The 22,546-nt window shown below is 75.1% G+C and carries 18 protein-coding genes; 5 read left to right on the top strand and 13 right to left on the bottom strand.

Annotated elements, in window-relative coordinates:
• Positions 1-127: 127 nt before the first annotated feature.
• The 4 genes from folE to C5N14_RS31910 form a co-directional block, all read right to left on the bottom strand.
• Positions 128-754 (bottom strand): GTP cyclohydrolase I FolE, encoded by a 627-nt coding sequence (gene folE, locus C5N14_RS00325; RefSeq protein WP_117664934.1) that lies wholly within the window; start codon positions 752-754, stop codon positions 128-130.
• A 71-nt stretch (positions 755-825) separates the two neighbouring features.
• Positions 826-2,841, bottom strand: coding sequence for an ATP-dependent zinc metalloprotease FtsH (gene ftsH, locus C5N14_RS00320; RefSeq protein WP_117664776.1), 2,016 nt, complete (start codon positions 2,839-2,841; stop codon positions 826-828).
• Between the two features lie 387 nt (positions 2,842-3,228).
• On the bottom strand, positions 3,229-3,801 hold the full coding sequence (gene hpt / locus C5N14_RS00315; RefSeq protein WP_117664775.1) for a hypoxanthine phosphoribosyltransferase: 573 nt from the start codon (positions 3,799-3,801) through the stop codon (positions 3,229-3,231).
• Positions 3,802-3,901: 100 nt separating this feature from the next.
• Positions 3,902-4,039 (bottom strand): hypothetical protein, encoded by a 138-nt coding sequence (locus C5N14_RS31910; protein ID WP_165878005.1) that lies wholly within the window; start codon positions 4,037-4,039, stop codon positions 3,902-3,904.
• Between the two features lie 150 nt (positions 4,040-4,189).
• On the opposite strand from C5N14_RS31910, the gene C5N14_RS00305 reads away from it, so the two are divergent.
• Positions 4,190-5,152 carry a GlxA family transcriptional regulator gene (locus C5N14_RS00305; protein ID WP_117664773.1) on the top strand — a complete coding sequence of 321 codons (963 nt, stop codon included), beginning with the start codon at positions 4,190-4,192 and terminating at the stop codon, positions 5,150-5,152.
• 232 nt (positions 5,153-5,384) lie between these two features.
• Here the strand turns inward: C5N14_RS00305 and tilS are convergent, their stop codons facing one another.
• From tilS to dacB, 3 genes are all read right to left on the bottom strand, one after another.
• Positions 5,385-6,386 carry a tRNA lysidine(34) synthetase TilS gene (tilS, locus tag C5N14_RS00300; protein ID WP_117664772.1) on the bottom strand — a complete coding sequence of 334 codons (1,002 nt, stop codon included), beginning with the start codon at positions 6,384-6,386 and terminating at the stop codon, positions 5,385-5,387.
• Between the two features lie 10 nt (positions 6,387-6,396).
• Positions 6,397-7,464 carry a zinc-dependent metalloprotease gene (locus tag C5N14_RS00295; protein WP_117664771.1) on the bottom strand — a complete coding sequence of 356 codons (1,068 nt, stop codon included), beginning with the start codon at positions 7,462-7,464 and terminating at the stop codon, positions 6,397-6,399.
• Positions 7,465-7,545: 81 nt separating this feature from the next.
• A complete protein-coding gene (gene dacB, locus C5N14_RS00290; protein WP_243639021.1) occupies positions 7,546-8,979 on the bottom strand; it encodes a D-alanyl-D-alanine carboxypeptidase/D-alanyl-D-alanine-endopeptidase in 1,434 nt (477 codons plus the stop codon).
• A gap of 537 nt (positions 8,980-9,516) precedes the next feature.
• Here dacB and C5N14_RS00285 point away from each other — a divergent pair.
• Positions 9,517-10,023 carry an inorganic diphosphatase gene (locus C5N14_RS00285; protein ID WP_117664769.1) on the top strand — a complete coding sequence of 169 codons (507 nt, stop codon included), beginning with the start codon at positions 9,517-9,519 and terminating at the stop codon, positions 10,021-10,023.
• Positions 10,024-10,054: 31 nt separating this feature from the next.
• On the opposite strand, the gene eccD is transcribed toward C5N14_RS00285, so the two are convergent.
• A complete protein-coding gene (gene eccD / locus C5N14_RS00280; RefSeq protein ID WP_117664768.1) occupies positions 10,055-11,455 on the bottom strand; it encodes a type VII secretion integral membrane protein EccD in 1,401 nt (466 codons plus the stop codon).
• A 102-nt stretch (positions 11,456-11,557) separates the two neighbouring features.
• Between eccD and eccCa the strand changes: the two genes are divergently transcribed.
• The 3 genes from eccCa (at position 11,558) to C5N14_RS00265 (ending at position 17,892) form a co-directional block, all read left to right on the top strand.
• A complete protein-coding gene (eccCa, locus tag C5N14_RS00275; RefSeq protein WP_117664767.1) occupies positions 11,558-15,544 on the top strand; it encodes a type VII secretion protein EccCa in 3,987 nt (1,328 codons plus the stop codon).
• A gap of 111 nt (positions 15,545-15,655) precedes the next feature.
• On the top strand, positions 15,656-17,008 hold the full coding sequence (gene mycP / locus C5N14_RS00270) for a type VII secretion-associated serine protease mycosin (RefSeq protein WP_117664766.1): 1,353 nt from the start codon (positions 15,656-15,658) through the stop codon (positions 17,006-17,008).
• 71 nt (positions 17,009-17,079) lie between these two features.
• Positions 17,080-17,892 (top strand): phosphatase PAP2 family protein, encoded by an 813-nt coding sequence (locus C5N14_RS00265; RefSeq protein WP_117664765.1) that lies wholly within the window; start codon positions 17,080-17,082, stop codon positions 17,890-17,892.
• 21 nt (positions 17,893-17,913) lie between these two features.
• On the opposite strand, the gene C5N14_RS00260 is transcribed toward C5N14_RS00265, so the two are convergent.
• The 5 genes from C5N14_RS00260 to C5N14_RS00240 all read right to left on the bottom strand — a co-directional run bounded on the left by C5N14_RS00260 (position 17,914) and on the right by C5N14_RS00240 (position 22,529).
• Entirely contained in the window at positions 17,914-19,092 is a 1,179-nt protein-coding gene (locus C5N14_RS00260) for a MarP family serine protease (protein WP_117664764.1), read from the bottom strand.
• Positions 19,093-19,149: 57 nt separating this feature from the next.
• Positions 19,150-19,848: a CoA pyrophosphatase gene (locus C5N14_RS00255; protein ID WP_117664763.1), complete on the bottom strand. Its 699-nt coding sequence runs from the start codon at positions 19,846-19,848 to the stop codon at positions 19,150-19,152.
• Positions 19,845-20,498: a TlpA disulfide reductase family protein gene (locus C5N14_RS00250; RefSeq protein WP_117664762.1), complete on the bottom strand. Its 654-nt coding sequence runs from the start codon at positions 20,496-20,498 to the stop codon at positions 19,845-19,847. Before C5N14_RS00250 ends, C5N14_RS00255 begins: the two co-directional genes overlap by 4 nt.
• Positions 20,495-21,283, bottom strand: a complete 789-nt coding sequence (gene nth, locus C5N14_RS00245; RefSeq protein WP_117664761.1) for an endonuclease III — start codon at positions 21,281-21,283, stop codon at positions 20,495-20,497. The genes C5N14_RS00250 and nth overlap by 4 nt, the downstream gene beginning before the upstream one ends.
• 82 nt (positions 21,284-21,365) lie before the next feature.
• Positions 21,366-22,529, bottom strand: coding sequence for a CapA family protein (locus C5N14_RS00240; RefSeq protein ID WP_117664760.1), 1,164 nt, complete (start codon positions 22,527-22,529; stop codon positions 21,366-21,368).
• Positions 22,530-22,546: the final 17 nt, after the last annotated feature.

Genomic DNA, 22,546 nt, shown 5'->3' with positions numbered 1-22,546 from the left:
TCCGGCACCCCGGCACCCCGGCACCCCGGCGGATCGACGGATCGGCACTCCCGGAAGCCTCGGCGGAGACGGCGACGCCGGGTCGGGTGCGGCCCGACCCGGCGTCGTCCGCCTGGGAATCCCGCGGTCAGCGGGGGATGATCAGCGCCATCGCCTCGGCCCGGGACTTCGCGTCGTGCTGGAGCGTGCCACGCACCGCCGAGGTGATCGTCTTCGCCCCGGACTTCTGGATGCCGCGCATCGCCATGCACATGTGCTCGCATTCGAGCACCACCACGACGCCGCGCGGGGCCAGCCTGCTCATCAGCAGGTCGGCGATCTGCGAGGTGAGCCGCTCCTGCACCTGGGGCCGGCGGGCGAAGACCTCGACCAGCCGGGCCAGCTTGGACAGCCCGGTGATCCGGCCGTCCGGCCCGGGGATGTAGCCGATGTGGGCGCTGCCGCGGAACGGGAGCAGGTGATGCTCGCACAGGCTCATCATGTCGATGTCCCGGACGAGCACCAACTCCTCGTGGTTTGCCTCGAAGGTGGTGCTGAGCACTTGCGCCGGGTCGACCCGCAGGCCGGCGAAGAGCTCGGCGTACGCGCGGGCGACCCGGGCCGGGGTCTTGACCAGACCGTCGCGGTCGGGGTCCTCCCCTACCGCGATCAGGATCTCGCGGACCGCCTTCTCGATCCGGGCCAGGTCGACGGCCTCCTCGACCGGGCGCCCGGTCAACTTGCCGTTGACCAGGCGCGCGGCGAGGTAGTCCAGCCCGTCGGTGTCGGGCTCGGTCGACGAGGCTCCCTGGGTGGGGACCTCGGGACCGATCTTCGGGTCGGTGCTCAGTGCGTACCGTCCGAGTTGTTCGAGCTGGGCGTGCCGCCGCTGACAGCCGCGCCGTCGGCCTGGGCCTGCGCCTTGAGCGCGTCCTTCTCGGTCGGGGTGAGCACCGGGGGCTCGGTGGAGGGCTGGCGCTTGCCGAAGCCGTTGTACGGGGCCATCGGCGGACGCTTCACCACCCGGCCAGCGATCCGGGCCATGTCGGCCGTGGAGAGGGTCTCCTTCTCGATCAGTTCGAGCACGATGCTGTCCAGGACGTCCCGGTACTCCACCAGGATCTCCCATGCCTCGTCGTGGGCCAACTCGATCAGCGCCCGCATCTCGCTGTCGATCTCGGCGGCCACCGTGTCGGAGTAGTCCCGCTCGTGGCCCATGTTGCGGCCGAGGAACGGCTCATCCCCGCTGGTGCCGTACTTGATCGCACCGAGCTTGGAGCTCATGCCGTACTGGGTGATCATCGCGCGGGCCAGCCCGGTGGCCTTCTCGATGTCGTTGCCGGCGCCGGTGGTCGGCTCGTGGAACACCAGTTCCTCGGCGGCCCGGCCGCCCAGCGCGTACGCCAGGGTGTCGACCATCTCGGCGCGGGTCTGGGTGTACTTGTCCTCGGTGGGCAGCACCAGGGTGTGGCCCAGTGAGCGGCCACGGGACAGGATCGTCACCTTGTGCACCGGCGCGGCGTGCGGCAGCGCCCAGGCGACCAGCGCGTGCCCGGCCTCGTGGTACGCGGTGATCTTCTTCTCTTGGTCGCCCATCACCCGGGTCCGGCGCTGCGGACCGGCGATCACCCGGTCGATCGACTCCTCCAGGGAGTCGTTGCTGATCGCCCGCTGGTCCTTGCGGGCGGTGAGCAACGCGGACTCGTTGATCACGTTGGCCAGGTCGGCGCCGCTGAAGCCGGGGGTCCGCCGGGCCACCGCGTCGAGGTCGACGTCGGGGGCGAACGGCTTGCCCTTGGCGTGCACCCGCAGGATGGCCTTGCGGCCCTCCATGTCGGGGGCGTCCACCGGGATCTGCCGGTCGAACCGGCCCGGGCGCAGCAGCGCCGGGTCGAGGATGTCCGGCCGGTTGGTGGCGGCGATCAGGATGACCCCGCCCTTGGTGTCGAAGCCGTCCATCTCGACCAGGAGCTGGTTGAGGGTCTGCTCGCGCTCGTCGTGGCCGCCGCCCATGCCGGCGCCACGGTGCCGGCCGACGGCGTCGATCTCGTCGACGAAGACGATCGCCGGGGCGTTGGACTTGGCCTGCTCGAACAGGTCGCGGACCCGGCTGGCGCCGACGCCGACGAACATCTCGACGAAGTCGGAGCCGGAGATCGAGTAGAACGGCACCCCGGCCTCGCCGGCGACGGCGCGGGCGAGCAGCGTCTTACCGGTACCGGGCGGGCCGAAGAGCAGCACGCCCTTCGGGATCTTGGCACCCAGGGCCTGGTACTTCGCCGGGTTCTGCAGGAAGTCCTTGATCTCGTGCAGTTCCTCGACGGCCTCCTCGGCGCCCGCGACGTCCGCGAAGGTCGTCTTCGGGGTGTCCTTGGTGATCATCTTCGCCTTGGACTTGCCGAAGTTGAGCACCCGGGAGCCGCCGCCCTGCATCTGCGACATGAAGAACAGCAGCAGGAGCACGAGCAGCGCGATGGGAAGCAGGTTGACCAGCAGGCTCACCCAGACGCTGTCGGACGACACCTTGGTGTCGGCCGGGCCGGTGATCCGGTTGGCCGCCTTGGCGTCGAGGACCTCGTTCCAGACCTGGCCGCCCACCTCGTACGGGAACTGGGCCTCGATCCGGTCGGTGCTGGTGTCACCGAACTTGGTCTTGTTCTCCAGGTCGAGTTGGAGCGTCTGCTCCTTGTCCTGGAATACCGCCTTCTTGATCTTGGCGGTGTGCAGCTGGTCGAGCGCAACGGAAGTGTCCACGCGGTGGTAGCTGGGACCAGCGGTGAACAGCTGACTGAGCACAACGGCGCCGAGGATGACCAGGATGATCCAGACCACCGGTCGGCGGAAGAAACGCGTACGTTCCATGCTGTCGTCGAGCGCCGAGGCGCCCGCATCCTCCTGATCGACGTCCTGACCGTCTGATGGCTTGTCGCCGCCGAGGCGGCGGCCGGAGCCGCCGTGCGGGCCGGCCTCGACCCCGGGGCGCGCAACTGCCGCGCCACGGTCACTCGACGGTACACCGTGCGCGCGACATGTGAGCTTGCGAGCCCAGCAGTTACGCGTAAGGCGAACCGGGTTTCAGCCGGCGTGGCGGGAGTTCCGCACCCGGTCATCCGACCGCCCGGTCACGCGGGTCGAAGGGCCGGGCGTGGAGGAGCCTCCACACCACCGACCCCTACCGTAGACCGATCAGCTGAGAGCGCGCTGAACGTCCGCTTGACAGGTGCCGATGCGAGCGGGCCTCGCCCGGGCTCACGCCCGGGCGTAGACCTCGGGCTTGAGCACGCCGACGTAGGGCAGCTCGCGGTACCGCTCGCCGAAGTCCAGGCCATAGCCGACGACGAACTCGGTCGGGATGTCGAACCCGACGTACTTCACCGGCACCGGGACCTTGACCGCGTCCGGCTTGCGGAACAGGGCGACGACCTCGACGCTGGCCGCCGAGCGCGACTCCAGGTAGCGCAGCAGCCAGGAGAGGGTCAGCCCGGAGTCGACGATGTCCTCGACGACCACGACGTGCCGTCCGGCGATGTCGCGGTCCAGGTCCTTGAGGATGCGCACCACGCCGGAGGAGGTGGTGCCCTGGCCGTACGACGAGATGGCCATGAAGTCCAGTTCGGCGGGCGGACCCTGCCGGCCCAGCGCGCGGGCGAAGTCGGCCATGAACATGACCGCGCCCTTGAGCACGCAGACGAGTAGGAGCCCATCGACGCCGGCGTAGTCAGCCGAGACCTGCTTGGCCAGCTCCGCCGTCTTCTCGCGGATCTGCGCCTCGGAAATGATCACGTGGTCGATGTCGGCGTCGTACCAGGAGCCGTCAGCCATGACTCCTAGCCTGCCGTACGCCGGATGCCCTCCGTCGGCGGGGCCGCCCCTTTCGGCGCGGTCCCGCCCGGGATTTTCTCCACATCCGGCGCGAACCGGGTCAGTAGATACTGGATCGCCACCGGCGGCCCTCGTCGGTGGGCTTCCAGTCGGCCGAGTCCCGGGTGTCGGCGGCGAGGCCGGAGACCGAGGCGGCGACGAGGAGGAGCAGGAAGAGCAGAAGCAGCAGGAATCCCATGGCGGCGCTCGCTTTCGCGGGGTTTCGGATGTTCTCGCCGCCGGTGCGCACCGGACTGGAACCAGTCTGCGCGGTCCTCCCCGGGCCGGACAGTGGCAGGAATGCCACTGAGCCTCGATTTCCTGCCACCCGTGCGGTTACCCTCGTCACATGCTCCGCTCCGTCGCCGTCGTCGCCCTGGACCAGGTTGCCGCGTTCGAGCTGGGGGTGCTCGCCGAGGTGTTCGGCACCGACCGGACCGCCGACGGTTTCCCCGGCTACCGGTTCACCGTCAGTTCGGCGGACGGCGCGCCGGTGCGTACCGCCTCCGGCTTCCACCTGATCCCGCACGCCGACCTCGCCCCCGTCGAGGAGGCCGATCTGGTCGCGGTGCCCGCGCACAGCGGTGGCGCGGACGTGCCGCCGGCGGTGCTGGCGGCACTGCGCCGGGCCGACGCCCGCGGCGCGTACGTGCTGAGCGTCTGCTCCGGGGCGTTCCTGCTCGGTGCGGCCGGGCTGCTCGACGACCGGGAGTGCACCACCCACTGGCGGTACGTCGACGAGTTGCAGCGCCGCAACCCCCGGGCCCGGGTCCGGTGCAACTCGCTCTACGTGGCCGACGGCAACCTGCTGACCAGTGCCGGTACGGCCGCCGGCATCGACGCCTGCCTCCACCTGGTACGCCAGGAGCACGGCTCGGCCATCGCCACCCGGCTGGCCCGTCGGATGGTCGTCCCGCCGCACCGCGACGGCGGCCAGTCCCAGTACATCGAGGCCCCCATCCCGAAGGCCCCCGAGGCACCCACCCTGGAACCGGTGCTGGCGTGGCTGATGGGTCACCTGGACCGCCCCGTCACCATCGACGGCCTGGCCGCCCGGGCCGGGATGACGCCGCGCACCTTCGCCCGCCGGTTCCGCGCCGAGACCGGCACCACGCCGCACGACTGGCTGACCAACCAGCGGGTGTTGCTGGCCCGGCGGCTGCTGGAGGAGACCGGCCTGAGCGTGGAGGGCGTGGCTGGCCGGGCCGGCTTCGGCGACGCGGCGGCCCTGCGCCACCACTTCACCCGCCGGCTGGGCACCACCCCGCACGCCTACCGGGCCACCTTCCGCGACCGCGCCACGACCGGCTGATCCCCGTCGCCGGCGGCCCGGAGGACGCGGTGGCCAAGAGGTGCCGGATCACGCCGTCGGCCAGCACCAGCACCAGCACGATCCACTCGATGTCGGTGACCTGGCCCGTCCCGCCGTTGCCGAGACCGTCTTGTCACTGACCTGGAGTCGATCATGCGCGCCGGCGACGGGCCGATGCCGACGGTGCCCGGCCCCCGACGGGAGAGCCCGGCGAGCCCGCCAGGCGAGCCGGTCAGCCGGTCGGGGCGGCGGTGAGCCGGCCGGCGCGGCGGACCACCCGGATGCCGCCGGGCAGGTGGGTCGCGCCCTGTCCCCGCCAGTCGGTGACCAGCGCGTCCAGCGCGGCGACGTGCCGATGGGACAGCGCGGCGGGCGCCGCGCCCAGCTCCCGCGCCCAGGCGTGCAGCACCCGGGTCCGGACCGCCGGGGCGAGCCCCGCCAGCGCCGGCACCGCCAGCCCGCCGGCGGGGTCCCGCACCCCCGCCGCGCCGGTCAGGGCGGCGGCGGCCAGCTCGTCGAGGGCGGCGGTGTCGGCGGCCACCAGGCGGGCCGTCCGGGCGAGGTTGTCCAGCACGGCGGGGCCGAGCGCCCGGACCAGCGCGGGCAGCACGTCGGCCCGGACCCGGGCCCGGGCGTACGAGGGATCGGTGTTGTGCGGGTCCTCCCACGGGGTCAGCCCGAGCGCGGCGCACGCCTTGCGGGTCTGCTCCCGGGTCACGTCGAGCAGGGGGCGCAGCAGCGGCACCCCGGACAGGTCCCGCCGGGGCGGCATCCCGGCCAGCCCACGGGGGCCGGCGCCCCGGGCCAGCGCGAGCAGTACCGTCTCCGCCTGGTCGTCGCGGGTGTGCCCGGTGAGCAGCGCCGCCGCCCCGTGCCGCCGGGCCGCCTCGGCCAGCGCCTCGTAGCGCGCCTGGCGGGCGGCGGCCTCCGGCCCGCCGGGGCGGCCGGCGACGTCGACGCGTACCGCCTCGGCCGGCGCGAGCCCGGCCCCGCCGGCCCAGGCCGCCACGGCGGCGGCCCGCCGGTCGGAGCCGGCCTGGAGGGCGTGGTCGACGGTGACGAGCCCGGCCCGCCGGCCGAGCCGGGGCGCGACGAACGCCGTGGCGGCGGCCAGGGCGAGCGAGTCGGCCCCGCCCGAGCAGGCGACCAGCACCGGCCCGTCCCCGGCCAGCCCGGTCAGCGCGCGGCGGACGGCGAGCCGGATCGCGGCGACCGGCGGGGCGAGCGCGGCCATCGGCGTACGGTCAGCCGACGGTCGGGGTGGCGCCGGTCGGCCCGTGCACCCGGGCGACCCAGGCGTCCGGGTCGCCCAGTTCCTCCAGCCGGGGCAGGGTCAACGGGGAGCCGAAGATCTTGTTGAAGCCCTCCATGCCGACCCGCTCGACGACGCCGTGGACGAACTTGCGGCCCTCGGCGTACTGGCGCATCTTGACGTCGACGCCCAGCAGCCGGCGGATCGCCTTCTCCAGCGGGTTGCCCGTCTCCCGGCGCCGGTTGAACCCGGCCCGGATCCGCTCGACGCTGGGGATGACCTGCGGGCCGACGCCGTCCATCACGAACTCGGCGTGCCCCTCCAGCAGGGTCATCAGCGCGGTGAGCCGGTCGAGCACGGCCCGCTGGGCGGGAGTCTGCACGATGTCCAGCACGCTGGCCCGGCTCTCCGGGTCCCTGACCGCGTCGGATAGGGTGGCCACCCCCCGGCGCAGCCGCTCGACGAGGTGCTCGCCGCCCTGCGAGGCGTCCACGAAGGCCTGCACCTCGCCGAGGAAGTAGGCCCGCATCCAGGGCACCGACGTGAACTGGGTGCGGTGGGTCACCTCGTGCAGGCACACCCAGAGCCGGAAGTCACGCGGGTCGGCCTCCAGCTTCCGCTCCACCTCGACGATGTTCGGCGCGACCAGCAGCAACTGGCCGGGCTCGGCGGAGAAGACCTCGTACTGGCCCAGGACCCGGCCCGACAGGTACGCCAGCACGGTGCCGGCCTGGACCCCGGTGACCCGGGAGCCGATCGCCTCGGTGAGCGGGCCGGGTTGCTTGTCGCCGGCGAGCCGGCCGACCAGCGGGGTGATCACCTCGCGGAGACCGGCGATGTTGGTCGCCGCCCAGTCCCGCCGGTCCACCACCCGTACCGGCGGGTGCGCCACCTGCGAACGGAGCCCGGTGTAGTCGGCCACGTGCCCGGCCGCCTCGTCGGTCAGCCGCCGCAGGTCGGAGACCACCTCGGTGGCCTCGGCGTACGACACCCGGGGCCCCGACTTGCTCAACGCCCCCGCGGTCGCGGCGGCCAGATCCCAGTCCACGAACTGCGCCATGCACCCACCGTACCCGCGCCGGAACACCCCCACCTTTCGCCGAGGACAGGACATGACCCCGCAAAAGGGGTCCCGGCCGGCTCAGCGGCAGCCGCAGCGGGCCAGCGCGGAGGTGATCCGGTCGAGGGCCCGCCGGGTGTCGTCGAGCGAGTCGGGCGGCACCTGGTCGGTGAGCACGGCGAACGTGAGCAGCCGGCCGTCGGCGGTGGTGACCAGCCCGGCGATGGCGTGCACCCGGGTCAGCGTGCCGGTCTTGGCCCGGACCACGCCGGCCCCGGCCGCCGTGGCCGGCACCTGGTACCGCCCGCCGAGGGTGCCCGACCAGGCGGCGACCGGCAGGCCGCCGAAGATGGCGGCCAACTCCGGGTGGGTGCCGTTGCCGGCGAGCGCGATGAGGTCGGTCAGCAGCGACGGGCTGATCCGGTTGCTCCGGGACAGCCCGCTGCCGTCGGAGAGGGTGATCTCGTCGGCCGACAGGCCCAACTCGCCGATCACGATGTCCATCGCCGCCGCCCCGCCTACGAAGGACGCCGGCTGGTCGCGGGCCAGCGCGACCTGCCGGGCCATCGCCTCGGCGATCACGTTGTCGCTGTCGGTGATCATCAGGTCGACCAGTCGGATCATCGGTAGCGACTCGACCTTGCCCAGTTCGGCGCCGGGCGCGGGAGCCGCGGCGGACGGGGCCGCGCCGGCGGCCGGGGCGGTACCCCGCTTCACCTCGGCGGCGGCCCCGGTGAGCCCGAGCAGCCCGGCGAAGGCGCGGCCGGCCGCCAGGTCCGGCTGTGCGGCCCGCTCCGCCCAGCCGTGGCTGGCGTCGAAGTTCTTCTTCGCGGTCCGCGGGTCCCGGCGCGCGCCGTCGGTCATCAGCGCGCTGATCGCCGCGCCGAACCCACCGGTGGGGATGTCCGGGTCCCAGCCGGGGCCGTACACCGGGCCCGGGAACAGCGAGGAGTCGACGGTGACCCGGGTCGGCGCGGTGCCGCCGAGCGCCTGCTTGACCTGCCTGGCCAGGTCGTCGAGGCGGGCCGCGTCGGGATAGAACCCGTCGCCGTCGACCGCGAGGGTCGGGTCGCCGCCGCCGACGAGGACCACCTCGCCCGGGTTCGCGCCGGCCACCGCCCGGGTGGGGATGCGGTGGTCGGGCCCGCGGGCCTCCAGCACGGTGACGGCGGTGGCCAGCTTGGTCACCGAGGCGGGGACGGTGCCGTCGTCGCCGCCCCGCGCATAGAGCGACCGGCCCGTCGTCACGTCGGCCACCGACACGTTGACCCGGCTGCCCAGTTCGGGGGCCCGCAGCAGCGGTTCGAGGGCGGCGCGTACCCCGTCCGGGGTGGGCTCGGGGGCGTTGGCGTCCGGGCCGGCGAGCACCGGGACCGGCTCCGGCTCGGCGGCCTCGGCGGTCGTCCGCGGGTTGGGCCGGTCCGCACCGAGCCAGCCGGCGACCGGACCGGGCCGGACCACCGCCAGCCCGGCCCCGACCAGGGCGAGCAGCAGCACCACGGCCAGCACGGCCACTGGAAGGCGTCGGCGGCGGGCCGGCGACCGGTCGTACCCCGGGGGCGGCCCGGCCGGCGGCTCACCGGCCGGTTCCGGCGTGGCGGCCGGCGCCGGGGCGTCCGGGCCGGCGGCCGGGGAGGCCGGATCCGGGTCCGGGAACCGGTCGGCCGCGGACGGCCGGGCCGGGGGTCGCCACACGGGCGGCGGGGGCCGCTCCCCGGTCCCGGTGAGCCGGGCCGTGGCGTCGGGGTCCACCTCGTCGGCGGGGGGCGGCGCGGGGGTACGGGGGACGTGCGCCTCGGGCACCGGGACCCGGCCGGTCGCGCCCCCGGAGCGCGGATGTCCGCCCTTCCGCCCGTCGACCCCCTCCGGGCGGTAGTGTGAATCTTCCCTCCCCACGACCCCCTCCTCCCCGCGTGGAAAACAGCTTGGGTGACACTACTTCGGTCCGAAGACTATGCGGCGGCCGGAGCGGGCGGGTGGGTATTCACTCTGCCCGGAGAGCGGCGCCACTGGTTTCCGTTAGCCAGCGTGGGCAGACGAGGAGCGTGGGAGATGGATTTCGACGTCACGGTTGAGATCCCCAAGGGTCACCGCAACAAGTACGAGGTGGACCACGCGACCGGCCGGATCAGGCTGGACCGTACCCTCTTCACGTCCACGCAGTATCCGGCGGACTACGGGTTCATCGAGGGCACCCTGGGCGAGGACGGCGACCCGCTGGACGCGCTCGTGCTGGTCCCCGAGCCGACCTTTCCCGGCTGCCTGATCCGCTGCCGCACCATCGGCATGTTCCGGATGACCGACGAGAAGGGCGGGGACGACAAGGTCCTCTGCGTGCCCTACGAGGACCCGCGCCAGGAGCACCTGCGCGACATCCACCACCTGGGCGAGTTCGACCGGCTGGAGATCCAGCACTTCTTCGAGGTGTACAAGGACCTGGAGCCCGGCAAGTCGGTCGAGGGCGCGACCTGGGTCGGCCGGGTCGAGGCCGAGGCCGAGATCCACGCGTCGTACCGGCGCGCCCGGGAGGCCGAGGAGCGCGGCGAGCCCGCGCACTGACCCACCCGACGTCGACGGGCCCGGTGGCCGCTCAGCCGAGCAGCCCCCGGGCCCGTTCGTACAGGTCGAGCACGGCGCAGGCCACCGGCACCACGGATACCACCAGCGCGGTGTCGGTCAGGTCGGCCAGCCGACCGACGTACGGCGACACGGGCCGCCGGGCGTACGTGGTGCCGGCGGCCACGGCGACCAGGGCCACGACCAGCCCGCCGACGGCCAGTGACAGCCCCCCGGCCGGACCGGCGCCCACGGCGAGCACCCCGCCGAGCAGGGTGGCCCCGGCCAGCCCGGCGGCCACCGGGGGCACCCGGTGGCGCAGCGCCACGAAGAGCCGGGAGCGCAGCAGCAGCACGGCGGAGGCGACCGCCGCCAGCAGCCGGCCGGCGACCCCGCCCGTCGCGGCGAGCACCGCCGCCGCCCCGGCCGCCAGCACGGCGTGCCCGAGCAGCATCCCGGTGAGGATCTCCTCGGTCCGGGCCACGGCGGCGTGCACCCGGGCCCGGTCGGGCAGGTCCCGGGCGGCCTCGGCGCCGGGGCCACCGTCGCCGGGCAGGGTGATCGGCGGAAGCGGCAGCTTGCCCAGCCGGATGGCCAGCAGCGGCAGCCCGCCCAACGCGAAGACCAGGACGCAGACCAGCACCGCCGCGGCGCCCTCGGCCGGCAGCGCCAGCCCGCCGAGCGCGGCGAGCGCGCCGGCCGCCCCGACGGTCGCGCCGGCCACGAAGACGCGGACCCGGCTGGCCACCCCGAGCAGGCCGAGCACCGCCACCAGCAGCAGCGCCACCGCGCCGGCCAGCAGTTCGGGGGCGCCCAGCCAACGCAGCGGCGGGACCGGGCCGACCGGGTCGCCCGAGCTGACCGCGAGGGCGCCGGCCGCGGCGGCGTACGGCAGGGCGTAGCCGCCCAGCGTGGCGCCGGTGACGCCGTCGCCGTACGCCCGGGAGGCGACCGTGCCGGCGAGGGTGAGCAGCAGCGCCACCGCGACCGTGACGGGCCAGCCGGTCCGGTGCCCGGGCCCGGCGGCGAGCACGGCGAGCAGCCCGACGGCGAGCGGGACGGCCGCCCCGGCCAGGGCTGCGGCCCGGGTGGCGGCCGGCGACCAGGCGGCACCCCGGCGGCGGGCCCCGTCGACGATCGCTTCGACCACGTCGTCGTACTCCAGCTCGGGCCACTCGGCGCGGGCCGGCACCAGGTGCAGCACCTCGCCGTCGCGGACCCCCTGGGGTAGCAGCGCCTGGGCCGTGAGCAGCACCGCGCCGTCGGTGCGGCGCAGCACCCAGCCGCCGTGCCGCTCCCCGTCGTCGGCCAGCCCGTCGCCGGCGTGCCGGAGCACCTCGGGCAGTAGCTCGCCGAGGGGGACCTGTTCCGGCAGGGCGACGTCGACCCGGCGCCGGGGGGCGCTGATCGTGACACGGGCCAGCCCGGATGTCATCGGCGCATCTCCATATCGAAGGGGGACGGTGGCTGCGCGGACGGAAGGACTTTACCTACCATGAGCCAGGCTCGGGTTACCGAGCGCTGTGGGGGAGGCCGAGTGTCCACTGTCGTCATCAAGCGACCGCCCCGGCGACCGGCGCCGGAGATCCCGCTCGGCGAGCTGCCCGTCGAGGCGCCACCGGAGATCCCCGCCGGCACCGGCAGCCGCTGGCAGCAGGCGCTGATGGTGCTGCCGATGCTGGGCGGGACGGTCGCGATGGCGATGATGTTCGGCCGGGGCGGTGGGGCGTACTCCTACGTGGTCGGCGGGATGTTCGGGCTCTCCTCGGTGGCGATGCTGGTGACCTCGTGGGGCAGCGCCGCCGGCACCCCGAAGAAGTCGGAGCTGATGGCCGCCCGGCGGGAGTACCTGCGGCACCTCACCACGCTGCGCCGCCGGGTCCGGCAGACCGCCGGGCAGCAGCGGGCCGGCCTGCACTATCGGCACCCCGACCCGGCCCGGCTCTGGTCGACCGTCGACAGCCACCGGGTGTGGGAGCGCCGGCCGGCCGACCCGGACTTCGCCGTGGTCCGGGTGGGCCTCGGCCCGCAGACCCTGGCCACCCCGCTGGTCCCTCCGGTCACCCGGCCGCTGGAGGAGCTGGAGCCGATGACCGCCGGCGCGCTGCGTCGCTTCCTGGACGCGTACTCGGTGGTGCCGGACCTGCCGGTGGCGCTGTCGCTGCGCAGCTTCGCCCGGGTCCACGTCCGGGGCGAGCCGGCCCGCCAGGGCACCGACGGGGCGGTCCGGCCCGGCACCGGGTCGCCCGACGCCCAGGCGCTGGCCCGGGCCCTGCTCACCCAGCTCGCGGTCTTCCACGCCCCGGACGAGCTGCTGGTCGCGGTCTGCGCCGGGCCGGAGCGGCGGGCGCTCTGGGAGTGGGTCAAGTGGCTGCCGCACGCCCACCACCCCACCCGCGTCGACGCCGTCGGGCCGGTCCGCCTGGTCACCAGCTCCGCCCCCGAGCTGGAGCGGCTCCTCGACGACGTGCTGGCCAGCCGGTCCCGGTTCAGCCCGGCCGGCCCGGCGACCGACGGACCGCACGTCGTGGTGGTGCTCGACGGCGGCGACCTGACCGGCGCCACCGACCTGGTCGGCGACGGCGGCATCGACGCGGTCACCGTCGTCGACCTGGACACCCCGCCGCCGCGCCTGCTCGACCGGTACGCCCTCCTGCTCGACCTGCGCGGCGGCCGGCTGCACTCGCACTCCGCCGAGGGGCACGCCGAGGTGGGCGCCGCCGACGGGCTGGCGCCCGCCGACGCGGAGGCGGTCGCCCGCCGGCTGGCCCCGCTGCGGCTGGCCACCGCCGTACGCGGGCCGGACGCCCCGGTCAACGCCGAGCTGGGCCTGCCCGAGCTGCTCGGCATCGGCGACCCGGAGGGCTTCACCGCCGAGCAGGGCTGGACGCCCAGGTCGGCCCGGGACCGGCTGCGGGTGCCGATCGGGGTGGGCACCGACGGTGGGGCGATCGAGCTGGACCTCAAGGAGTCCGCCCAGGACGGGATGGGCCCGCACGGGCTGCTGATCGGGGCCACCGGCTCCGGCAAGTCCGAGCTGCTGCGCACCCTGGTCCTCGGGCTGGCCGCCACGCACAGCTCCGAGCAGCTCAACTTCGTGCTGGTCGACTTCAAGGGCGGAGCCACCTTCGCCTCGTTCGACCGGCTGCCGCACACCGCCGCGGTGATCACCAACCTGGCCGACGCGCTGCCGCTGGTCGACCGGATGGTCGACGCGATCAACGGGGAGCTGGTCCGCCGCCAGGAGCTGCTGCGCCGGGCCGGGAACTTCGCCAGCCTGCGCGACTACGAGCGGGCCCGGGCGGCCGGCAACCCGCTGGCCCCGCTGCCGTCGCTGCTGCTGATCTGCGACGAGTTCTCCGAGCTGCTCTCGGCCAAGCCGGACTTCATCGACCTGTTCGTGCAGATCGGCCGCCTGGGCCGGTCGCTGGGGGTGCACCTGCTGCTGGCCAGCCAGCGGCTGGAGGAGGGGCGGCTGCGCGGCCTGGACACCCACCTGTCGTACCGGATCGGGTTGCGCACCTTCTCGGCGCTGGAGTCGCGCACGGTCCTCGGGGTGCCCGACGCGCACGAGCTGCCCCGCTCACCGGGGCACGGCTACCTGCGCTTCGGCACCGAGCCCTTGGTGCGCTTCAAGGCCGCGTACGTCTCCGGCGCGCTGCGCCGCCCCGACGGCACGGCGGGACCCGGCGCGGCCGGCGTGCCCCGCCTGCTCGCCTTCTCCACCCACGCGGTGCCGGTGCCGGAGCCGGCCGTCCCCGCCCCGACGGCCGCCGCCGAGGCGGACCCCGGCGCCGCGAGCCTGCTCGACGTGCTGGTGGGGCGGCTGGCCGGGCAGGGACCGCCGGCGCACCAGGTGTGGCTGCCGCCGCTGGACGTCGCACCCACCCTCGACGAGCTGCTCGGGCCGGTCGGCGCCGACCCGGCGCGCGGGCTGGGCTCCGCCAACCCGGAGCTGCACGGCGCGCTCCAGGTGCCGGTGGCCGTCGTCGACAAGCCGTTCGAGCAGCGCCGGGACCTGCTCTGGCTGACCCTCGGCGGATCGGCCGGACACGTCGGCGTGGTCGGCGGTCCGCAGAGCGGCAAGTCGGGCCTGCTCCGCACCCTGGTCTGCGCGCTGGCGCTGACCCACACGCCGGTCGAGGCGCAGGTGTACTGCCTGGACTTCGGCGGCGGGGGCCTGGCCGCGCTGCGCGACCTGCCGCACGTCGGCGGGGTGTCCGGCCGGACCGACCCGACCGCCGTGCGGCGCACCGTCGGGGAGATGGCCACCCTGCTGGCCGACCGGGAGCGCCGCTTCGCCGAGCTGGGGGTGGAGTCGATGGCGGCGTACCGGCAGCGGCGGGCCGCCCTCGCCGCCGCCGGCCAGCCGGCCGCCGACCCGTTCGGCGACGTGTTCCTCGTGGTGGACGGCTGGGGCACCCTGCGCACCGAGTACGACGACCTGGAGCCCCTGGTCACCGAGCTGGCCACCCGGGGGCTGTCGTACGGGCTGCACGTGGTGGCCAGCGCGCTGCGCTGGACGGACTTCCGCCCCGCCGTCCGGGACCTGTTCGGCTCCCGCCTGGAGCTGCGCCTGGGCGACCCGTCGGACTCGCTGCTGGTCCGGCGGGCGTCGGCGGCGGGGGTGCCGGACAAGGCGCCCGGCCGGGGCATGACCGGCGAGGGCCTGCACTTCCTCACCGCGCTGCCCCGGCTGGCCGGGCCGGACGGGGAGACCGCCACGCTGGTGAAGGCGGTCGCCGGGGCCTGGACCGGGCCGGTCGCGCCCCGGGTCCGGCTGCTCCCGCCGGTGCTGCCGTACGCGGAGCTGGACCTGGCCGCCACGACCGGGCTGGCGGTGCCGGTCGGGATCGCCGAGGCGGACCTGCGCCCGGTGGTGCTCGACTTCGCCACCGAGCCGCACCTGCTGGTCTTCGGGGACGCCGAGTGCGGCAAGTCGTCGTTCCTGCGGGCGCTGGCCGCCACCGTCGTGGGCCGGTTCACCCCCGCCCAGGCCCGGGTGATCCTGGTGGACTACCGGCGCAGCCTGCTCGGCGCCGTCGAGACGGAGCACCGGATCGGCTACGGCACCGCCGCCGCCCGCACCGCCGAGCTGATCGAGTCGGCCGCCGGGTACATGCAGCGCCGGCTGCCCGGCCCGGACATCACCCCGGCCCAGCTACGCGAGCGGTCGTGGTGGTCGGGGCCGGAGCTGTTCGTGCTGGTCGACGACTACGACCTGGTGGCCAGCGGGCCGGTCAACCCGCTGCGGGCGCTGGAGGAGTACCTGCCGCAGGCCCGGGACATCGGCCTGCACCTGGTGCTGGCCCGCCGGGCCGGCGGCGCCACCCGCGGCTACGACCAGTTCCTCCAGCGGCTGCGCGAGCTGTCCACCCCGGGCCTGGTGATGGCCGGCAGCCCGGACGAGGGGCCGCTGGTCGGCCAGGTCCGGCCCGGCCCGCTCCCGCCCGGACGGGCCCGGCTGGTGACCCGGCGGGAGGGCGTACGCCTGGTCCAGCTCGCCCATCTCCCTCCGCAGTGAACGCCCGCACCGCCCCCGCGTCTGCGGCGCTCCCGGTGACCTGTTGCCGGATCGGCGCGTGACGGAGGAAAGAACCGGTAATCTCCGAGCTGCATGTGTTCGCCGCGATGAATGGCTGGGAATGTGACTGGGGATCGGCAGGGCCGTCCGACGACGGCGCGACGGCTCACCCGCCACGCGCTGCTCGGCGCGACGGCGCTCGCGGTGTCGCTCATCGGTCCGGTTCCGCCCCCGGCGCTCGCCGCGCCGGCCCGCCCCGCCGCGCTCGCCGCGCCGCCGGCCGGGTCGGCGCCCTGGCGGGCGTCGCCGGTGGACACCCCGGCCCGGGCCGACCAGGTCCGCGACGAGCAGTGGCAGCTCGACGAGCTGCGGGCGTCGACCGCCTGGCGCACCTCGACCGGGCGCGGCGTGACCGTGGCGGTGATCGACTCCGGGGTGGACGGTTCGCACCCGGACCTGACCGGTCAGGTGCTGCCCGGCATCGACCTGGTCGACGACGGCGACACCGACGAGGGCCCGGACCCGGTCGGGCACGGCACGACGGTGGCCGGCCTGATCGCCGGGCGCGACGACGACAGGCGCGGCGCGGTCGGGCTGGCCCCCGACGCGAAGATCCTCCCGGTGCGGGTCCTCGACGACGAGAACCGGTACGACGACGCGATGATCGTCGCGAAGGGAGTCCGGTGGGCCGTGGACAACGGCGCCCGGGTGATCAACCTGTCCCTCGGCGGCAGCGGCGACAGCCCCGCCCTGGCGGCGGCGCTGGACTACGCGTTCGTCCGGGACGTGGTGGTGGTCGCCTGCACCGGCAACCTGGCCGTGTCCGCCGACACCAAGGTCTGGTACCCGGCCCGGGAGCCGGGCGTGATCGCCGTCGCCGGCCTGGAACGCGCCAGCGACAACCTCTGGTCCGGTTCGATCACCGGCGACGCCACGGTCCTCACCGCGCCGGCCGCCGGCCTGGTCGGGGCCCGGCCGGGCGGATACTGGCGGGTGCAGGGCACCAGCTTCGCGGCCCCGCTCGTCGCCGCCACCGCCGCCCTGGTCCGGGCCCACTGGCCGCAGATGTCCGCCGGCGAGGTGGTGAACCGTCTGATCAGCACCGCACGGGACATCGGGCCCGCCGGCCGCGACGACCGCTTCGGGTACGGCGTGGTCGACCCGGTCGCCGCGCTCACCGCCGCCGTGCCGCCGGTGCAGCGCAACCCGCTCGACGACCAGACCTCCCCCGGTGTGGTGGGCTTCGGCCCGGCGCCCGGCACCGCCGAGGAGCCGGTCGCCGGCGCCGGCGCGGACCCGCTCGGCTTCACCGCGCCCCGCCAGCAGACCCGCTGGACGGCCCGGCCGGCCGGCGGCTCGGACGGCTCCGACCCGGGACAGCTCTGGACGAGCGTCGCCGCCTTCGCCGCCCTGGCCACCGGGGCCGTGCTGGTGGCCCGCCGCCTCCGCCGGTCGGTCCGCTGACCGGTCGCCACCGTCGGGTTCCGTCGGCGCCGGCCGGCCTGCTCCGGTGCCCGGCTGGGTAGGGATCCGGCATGAGCACGCCCGGTCAGCACACCCCCGCGTCGGCGTCCCCGTCGTGGCGGGCCCGCCGCCTCGACCAGGACCGGTCGCTGGGGCTGCGGCTCACCCTCGCCGCCACTGCGGCCTTCCTGGTCCTGGTGCCGTTCGCCCTGCTCGCCCTGCTGGTGCTGGGCGCCTGGGCGCCGCTGCACCGGCTGGACGCCGCGGTGACGGACGCCCTGCACGGGTACGCCCTCGGCCATCCCGGCTGGGTGTGGTTCATGACCGGCTGGACCAACGTCTTCGGCCCCGGGCCGCTGCGGGTCGCCGTGCTCGCCGTGGTGGTCTGGCTGTACTACCGGCGCGCCCTGCGGCTGGCCTGGTGGGCGGTCACCACGATGGCCGTGGGCGGGCTACTGGGCGCGCTGCTCAAGCTGCTGGTCGGCCGGGACCGGCCGGACCTGCTCGACCCGGTGGCCCGGGCCGCCGGCTACTCGTTCCCCTCCGGGCACGCGCTGAACGCCACCCTGGCCGCCGGGGTGCTGCTGCTGATCTTCCTCCCGTACGCCCGGAAGCGTCCCGCCGCCCGGTGGGCGCTGTGGGCCGCCGCCGTCGTGGTCGCCGGCCTGACCGGGGTGAGCCGGGTGGCGCTGGGCGTGCACTGGACCAGCGACGTGATCGGCGGCTGGCTGCTGGGCGCTGCGACGGTGGCCGCCACGACGGCCGCCTTCCGCACCTGGCGGGCCCGCACGGGCCGCCGCCCGTCGCACCCCGCGACCGAGGGCGTCGAGCCCGAGCTGGCCGACGAGGCGGGCCGGCCGGGGCCGGAGGGCGGGCCGGCGTAGCGGCCGGAGCCACGGGCCGTGTCAGGTGCACTCGCCGGTGCCGACCGGGCGGGTGCGCTCGGCGCCGGCCAGCGCCACCGGGCGGGCCTCGGCCGCGGTCACCGCGAAGCCGGTGTTCGGGTCGTCCGCCGCCGCCGCGAAGATCACCCCGAGCACCAGGCCGTTCGAGGAGAGCAGCGGACCGCCCGAGTTGCCGCTGCGGACCAGCGCCCGGATCGTGTAGATCTCCCGGGTGACGTCGCCCGAGGAGTAGATGTCCGGACCGGTGATCCGGTCGACGTCGCGCACCCGGGCCGACTGGGCGTTGTACGGCCCGTCCAGCGGGAAGCCCAGCACGATCGCGTCCGCCCCGCTGCCCGCGTTGCCAGCGGCGAAGCGCAGGGACGGGCCGGGCAGGCCCGGCACCCGCAGCACCGCCAGGTCCCGGTCGGGGTCGTAGACGACGACCTCACCGTCGTACCGGTCGCCGCCCAGCTCCACGGCGACCGAGCGGGTGCCGGCCACCACGTGCGCGTTGGTCATCACCCGGTCGTCGGCGTACACGAAGCCGGAGCCCTCGATGCGGCGGGCGCAGCTCGGCGCGGAGCCCAGCACCTTGACCACCGAGCGCCGGCCGTTGGCGACCACCTCGGAGCCGGCGAGCGCCGGGTCGGGCGGATCGACCTGCCGGGCCCGGGTGGGCGCGAGGTCGCCGAAGACGTCCGGGAAGCCGTTCGTGTCCACCGTGTCCCGCAGCGCGTTGGACAGCTCCTGCGCCTTGTCCGGCAGCACCCGGTCGACCACGGTGAGCAGCGCGCTGTTGCGCACCGAGGAGGCGAGCCAGGGCAGCGACGACGAGCCCAGCGGCACGGCCACCAGCCAGGCCACCAGCATGACGGCGACGAGTGAGACGACCGCCCCGCCGATGTCGTCGGCCCGCCTGCCGACGTCGCTGGTGATCGTCTGGCGCAGGTGTGAGCCGAGCCAGCCGGCCAGCGCCTGACCCACCACGGCCAGCCCGAAGACCGCGACGAGGGAGATCAGCACCCGGGCGCCGCTGTCCACGAACTGCCGGGCCAGCAGCGGGCCGACCTGGAGACCGACGAGCGCGCCCACGAAGAAGCCGGAGAACGACAGCACCCCGATGACGAAGCCCTGACGGTATCCGCTGATCGCGAACACGAGCATGAGCAGGAGCAGGACGAGATCCACGGCGGACACGCCCCAAGGGTACGGGCACCCGGCTCGCCGGCGGCCCGCCGCTCGCGAACGCGATGGTCAGGTGCGCGGGCCGGTCATCTCGTCGGCCTCGTCGGTGCCGGCCGACGGCGCCGGGGCGGCCCCGGTGGGCGGCAGGTCGACGACCCGGTCGCGCGGCCAGGGGCGGGCCCAGCCGCCCATCTCCAGCAGGGTGGCGAGCACCCCGGCGGTGAAGCCCCAGACCAGCATGCCGCGCACCGAGAAGGCCGGGCCGATCCAGCCGCTCGGGTGGCGTACCCGGATGCGGTTGGCCGGATCGACGAGTTCGGCGACCGGCAGCCGGGCGACGTGCGCGACCTCGGCCGGTTCCCGGGGGTGCACCGGGTGCGGCCGGTGCCACCAGCCGAGCACCGGGGTCACCACGAAGTCGCTGACCGGGATCCACAGCTTCGGCAGCTCGGCCAGCACGGTGACGCTGGCCGGGTCGAGGTCTACCTCCTCGTTCGCCTCGCGCAGGGCGGTGGCGGCGGAGTCGGCGTCGGTCGGGTCGGCCGCCCCGCCGGGAAAGGCCGGCTGCCCGGCGTGGTTGCGCAGGGTCGCGGCGCGCTGGAGGACCAGCACGTCCGGGCCGGCCCCCGGCTCCTCGGCCAGCAGCACCAGCACGGCGCTCTCCCGCCCGCCGCTGCTCGGGGTGGCGATCCGGGTGAAGTCCTCGACCCGCGCGGTGCCGAGCCGGGCCAGCAGCGGGTCGATCCAGGGCGGGGGCTGCCGGGTCACCCGGACACCTCCAGCCCGAGGTGCCGGCGGACCAACTCGGCCAGCCGGGCGTCGTCCAGCGCCCCGGAGACGTCGACGTGCCGGACCCGGCCGTCGGCGTCGACGAACACGGTCAGCGGGATGGCGTTGCGGTTGAGCCCCCGGCTCAGGCTGTCGCCCTGGTCGAACAGGACCGGGAAGCGGATGCCGAAGTCCTCGCCGATCGACTGGGCGGCGTCCCGGTCGTCCCGGGCGTTCACCCCGACCACCTGGAGCCGGCCGGCCGCGCGCTCGCTGAGCCGCTGGAAGGCGGGCAGTTCCTTGCGGCAGGGCGGGCACCAGGACGCCCACAGGTTGATCACGGCCGGTCCCCGGATGTCCCGCAGCGCGACCGGGTCGCCGCCGGTGAAGCAGGGCAGCGTCAACTCGGGCAGCGCCGACCCGCCAGGCGCCCCGGTCCTGGTCGGCCCGGCCCCGGTCGGCCCGGCCCCTGACCCGGTTGGCGTCGGGCCGGCCTGGGCCGGCGGCGTGGTCAGGGCCGCACAGGCGGCGAACGGCGAGGGCCGGGTGTTCCTCCGGGGCTCGGGCGGCGCCGGCTCCCCGGCGGGAGCCGTGCAGCCGGCGGCGAGCAGCGCCACCGGCAGGAGCAGGGCGGCAAGGCGGCGCTTCACGGCACCTCCGCAGCCACCGCCTGCTGCGGCACCAGCTCGGGGTCGACGCCTGCGGCGGCGGCCAGGTCCCGCGCCCGGGGGCCCTTGAGCAGCTTCGCGGCGGCGGCCGGCCCGGTCGGCCCGGTCCCGTACGACGGGCAGAGCTTCACCAGGGTGCAGGCGCCGCAGGCCGGCTTACGGGCGTGGCAGACCCGCCGGCCGTGGAAGATGATCCGGTGCGACAGCATCGTCCAGTCGCGCTTCGGGTACATCGCGCCGACCGCGTGCTCGATCTTGACGGGGTCGGTCTCGTCGGTCAGCCGCCAGCGGTGCACCAGCCGCTGGAAATGGGTGTCGACGGTGATGCCGGGAACGGCGAAGGCGTTGCCGAGGATGACGTTGGCGGTCTTGCGGCCGATCCCGGGCAGCGTGACCAGGTCGACGAGCTTCCCCGGCACCCGGCCGTCGTACCGCTCGACGAGGCCCCGGCCCAGCTTGATCAGCGAGTCGGTCTTGTTCCGGTAGAAGCCGGTGGGCCGGATCAGCTCCTCCAGCTCCGCCCGGTCGGCGCCGGCGTAGTCGGCTGCCGTCGGGTACCGACCGAACAGCTTCGGGGTGACCTCGTTGACCTTCTTGTCCGTGCACTGCGCGGACAGGATCGTGGCGACGGCCAGCTCCAGCGGGTTGGTGTGGTCCAGCTCGCAGTGCGCGTCGGGGTGGGTCTCGGACAGCACCCGACCGATCTTCCGGGCACGGCGCGTGCGACCGAGGTCGGTCTCGGTGGCTGCGGGGGAACTGGTGGTCACGACGGAAAGCCTACGTCGGCCCGGTGCCGGCCCGACGCGCGCACGCGGGCGGCGCGTCACCGCTGAAGCGGGCGCGGCCCGGTCACCCCTCGGTGATCCGGCCCTGGTCGTCGAACCGGGCACCGGTCTTCGGGAAGTCCGTCCGGGTGAGCTGCCGGACCAGGCCGAGGCCCCGGTCGTCCGGGTCCATGGTCGGCTTGCCGATCGAGTTCATGTACGTCGAGGTGAACGACCCACCGGCGAAGCTCCCGTCCGGCTTGAGCGACACCTTGAGCACACCGCCCCAGCCCAGCCGGCCGTTGTTGCTCAGCGAGTTGCCGCCGCCCGCGAAGTTGCCGAGGCTGTAGGCGATCAGCCGGCCCTGGTAGAACTCCATGCCGCGCAGCACGTGCGGGCCGTGGCCGACGATCAGGTCCGCCCCGGCGTCGATCATGGCGTGCGAGAACTTCACCGGATCGCCCCGGTTCTCGCCGAGGAACATCTCGGTGCCCGGTCGGACCCGGGTCTTGTCGGCGCCCTCGCCGCCCATGTGCACCTGCACCACGACCAGGTCGGCCATGGTGGCGGCCTTCTTGACCACCGCGCTGGCGGCGTCGATGTCGACCAGACTGTTGGACCAGACGTACGACGAGAAGCCGGCCACGGCGACCTTGACGCCCTCGACCTCGACCACGGTGATCTGGTCGGGCGCGCCGGTGTGCGCCAGGTCGTACTTCTCCAACGCCCGCTGGGTGTTCTGGTAGCCCTTGGGGCCGTAGTCGTACCCGTGGTTGTTGGCCTGGTTGAGCAGCTCGAACCCGGCGTCACGCAGGTGGGCCGCGTACTCCGGCGGGGCGCGGAACTGGAAGCACCGGGTCGAGTTGGCCCCGCACTTGCCGGTCCCGGTGTCCACCGTCAGCGGCTCCTCCAGGTTGCCCATCACCAGGTCGGCGGCGAGGGCGTCCTTGACCGAGTCGAAGAACCCCTTCCCGCCGCCCGGCGGAAGCCGGTTCGGCGCGTTGCCCATGATGATGTCGCCGGTGGCGGAGAGCGAGACGCTCTTCGCCTCGCCCTCCGGCGTGGCGGCCGGGGTCCGGGTCGGCGTCGGAGCGCCGGGCGCGCTGGTGCTGCCGCCCGCGGCACCCGGCTGCCAGACAGGATCGTCGCCGGGTTGCGCGCAGCCGGCGGCGAGCAGCGCGGTGAGCAGCACGCCGAGGGCGAGCGCGGCGCGGCGCGGGCGGATTCCGGAAGGAGCGGCAGCATACATCGCCCGCGACCCTACCG

This window comes from Micromonospora sp. MW-13, assembly GCF_003434305.1.
Taxonomy (GTDB): Bacteria; Actinomycetota; Actinomycetes; order Mycobacteriales; family Micromonosporaceae; genus Micromonospora.
This window is presented reverse-complemented; position numbering and strand designations above follow the sequence as displayed.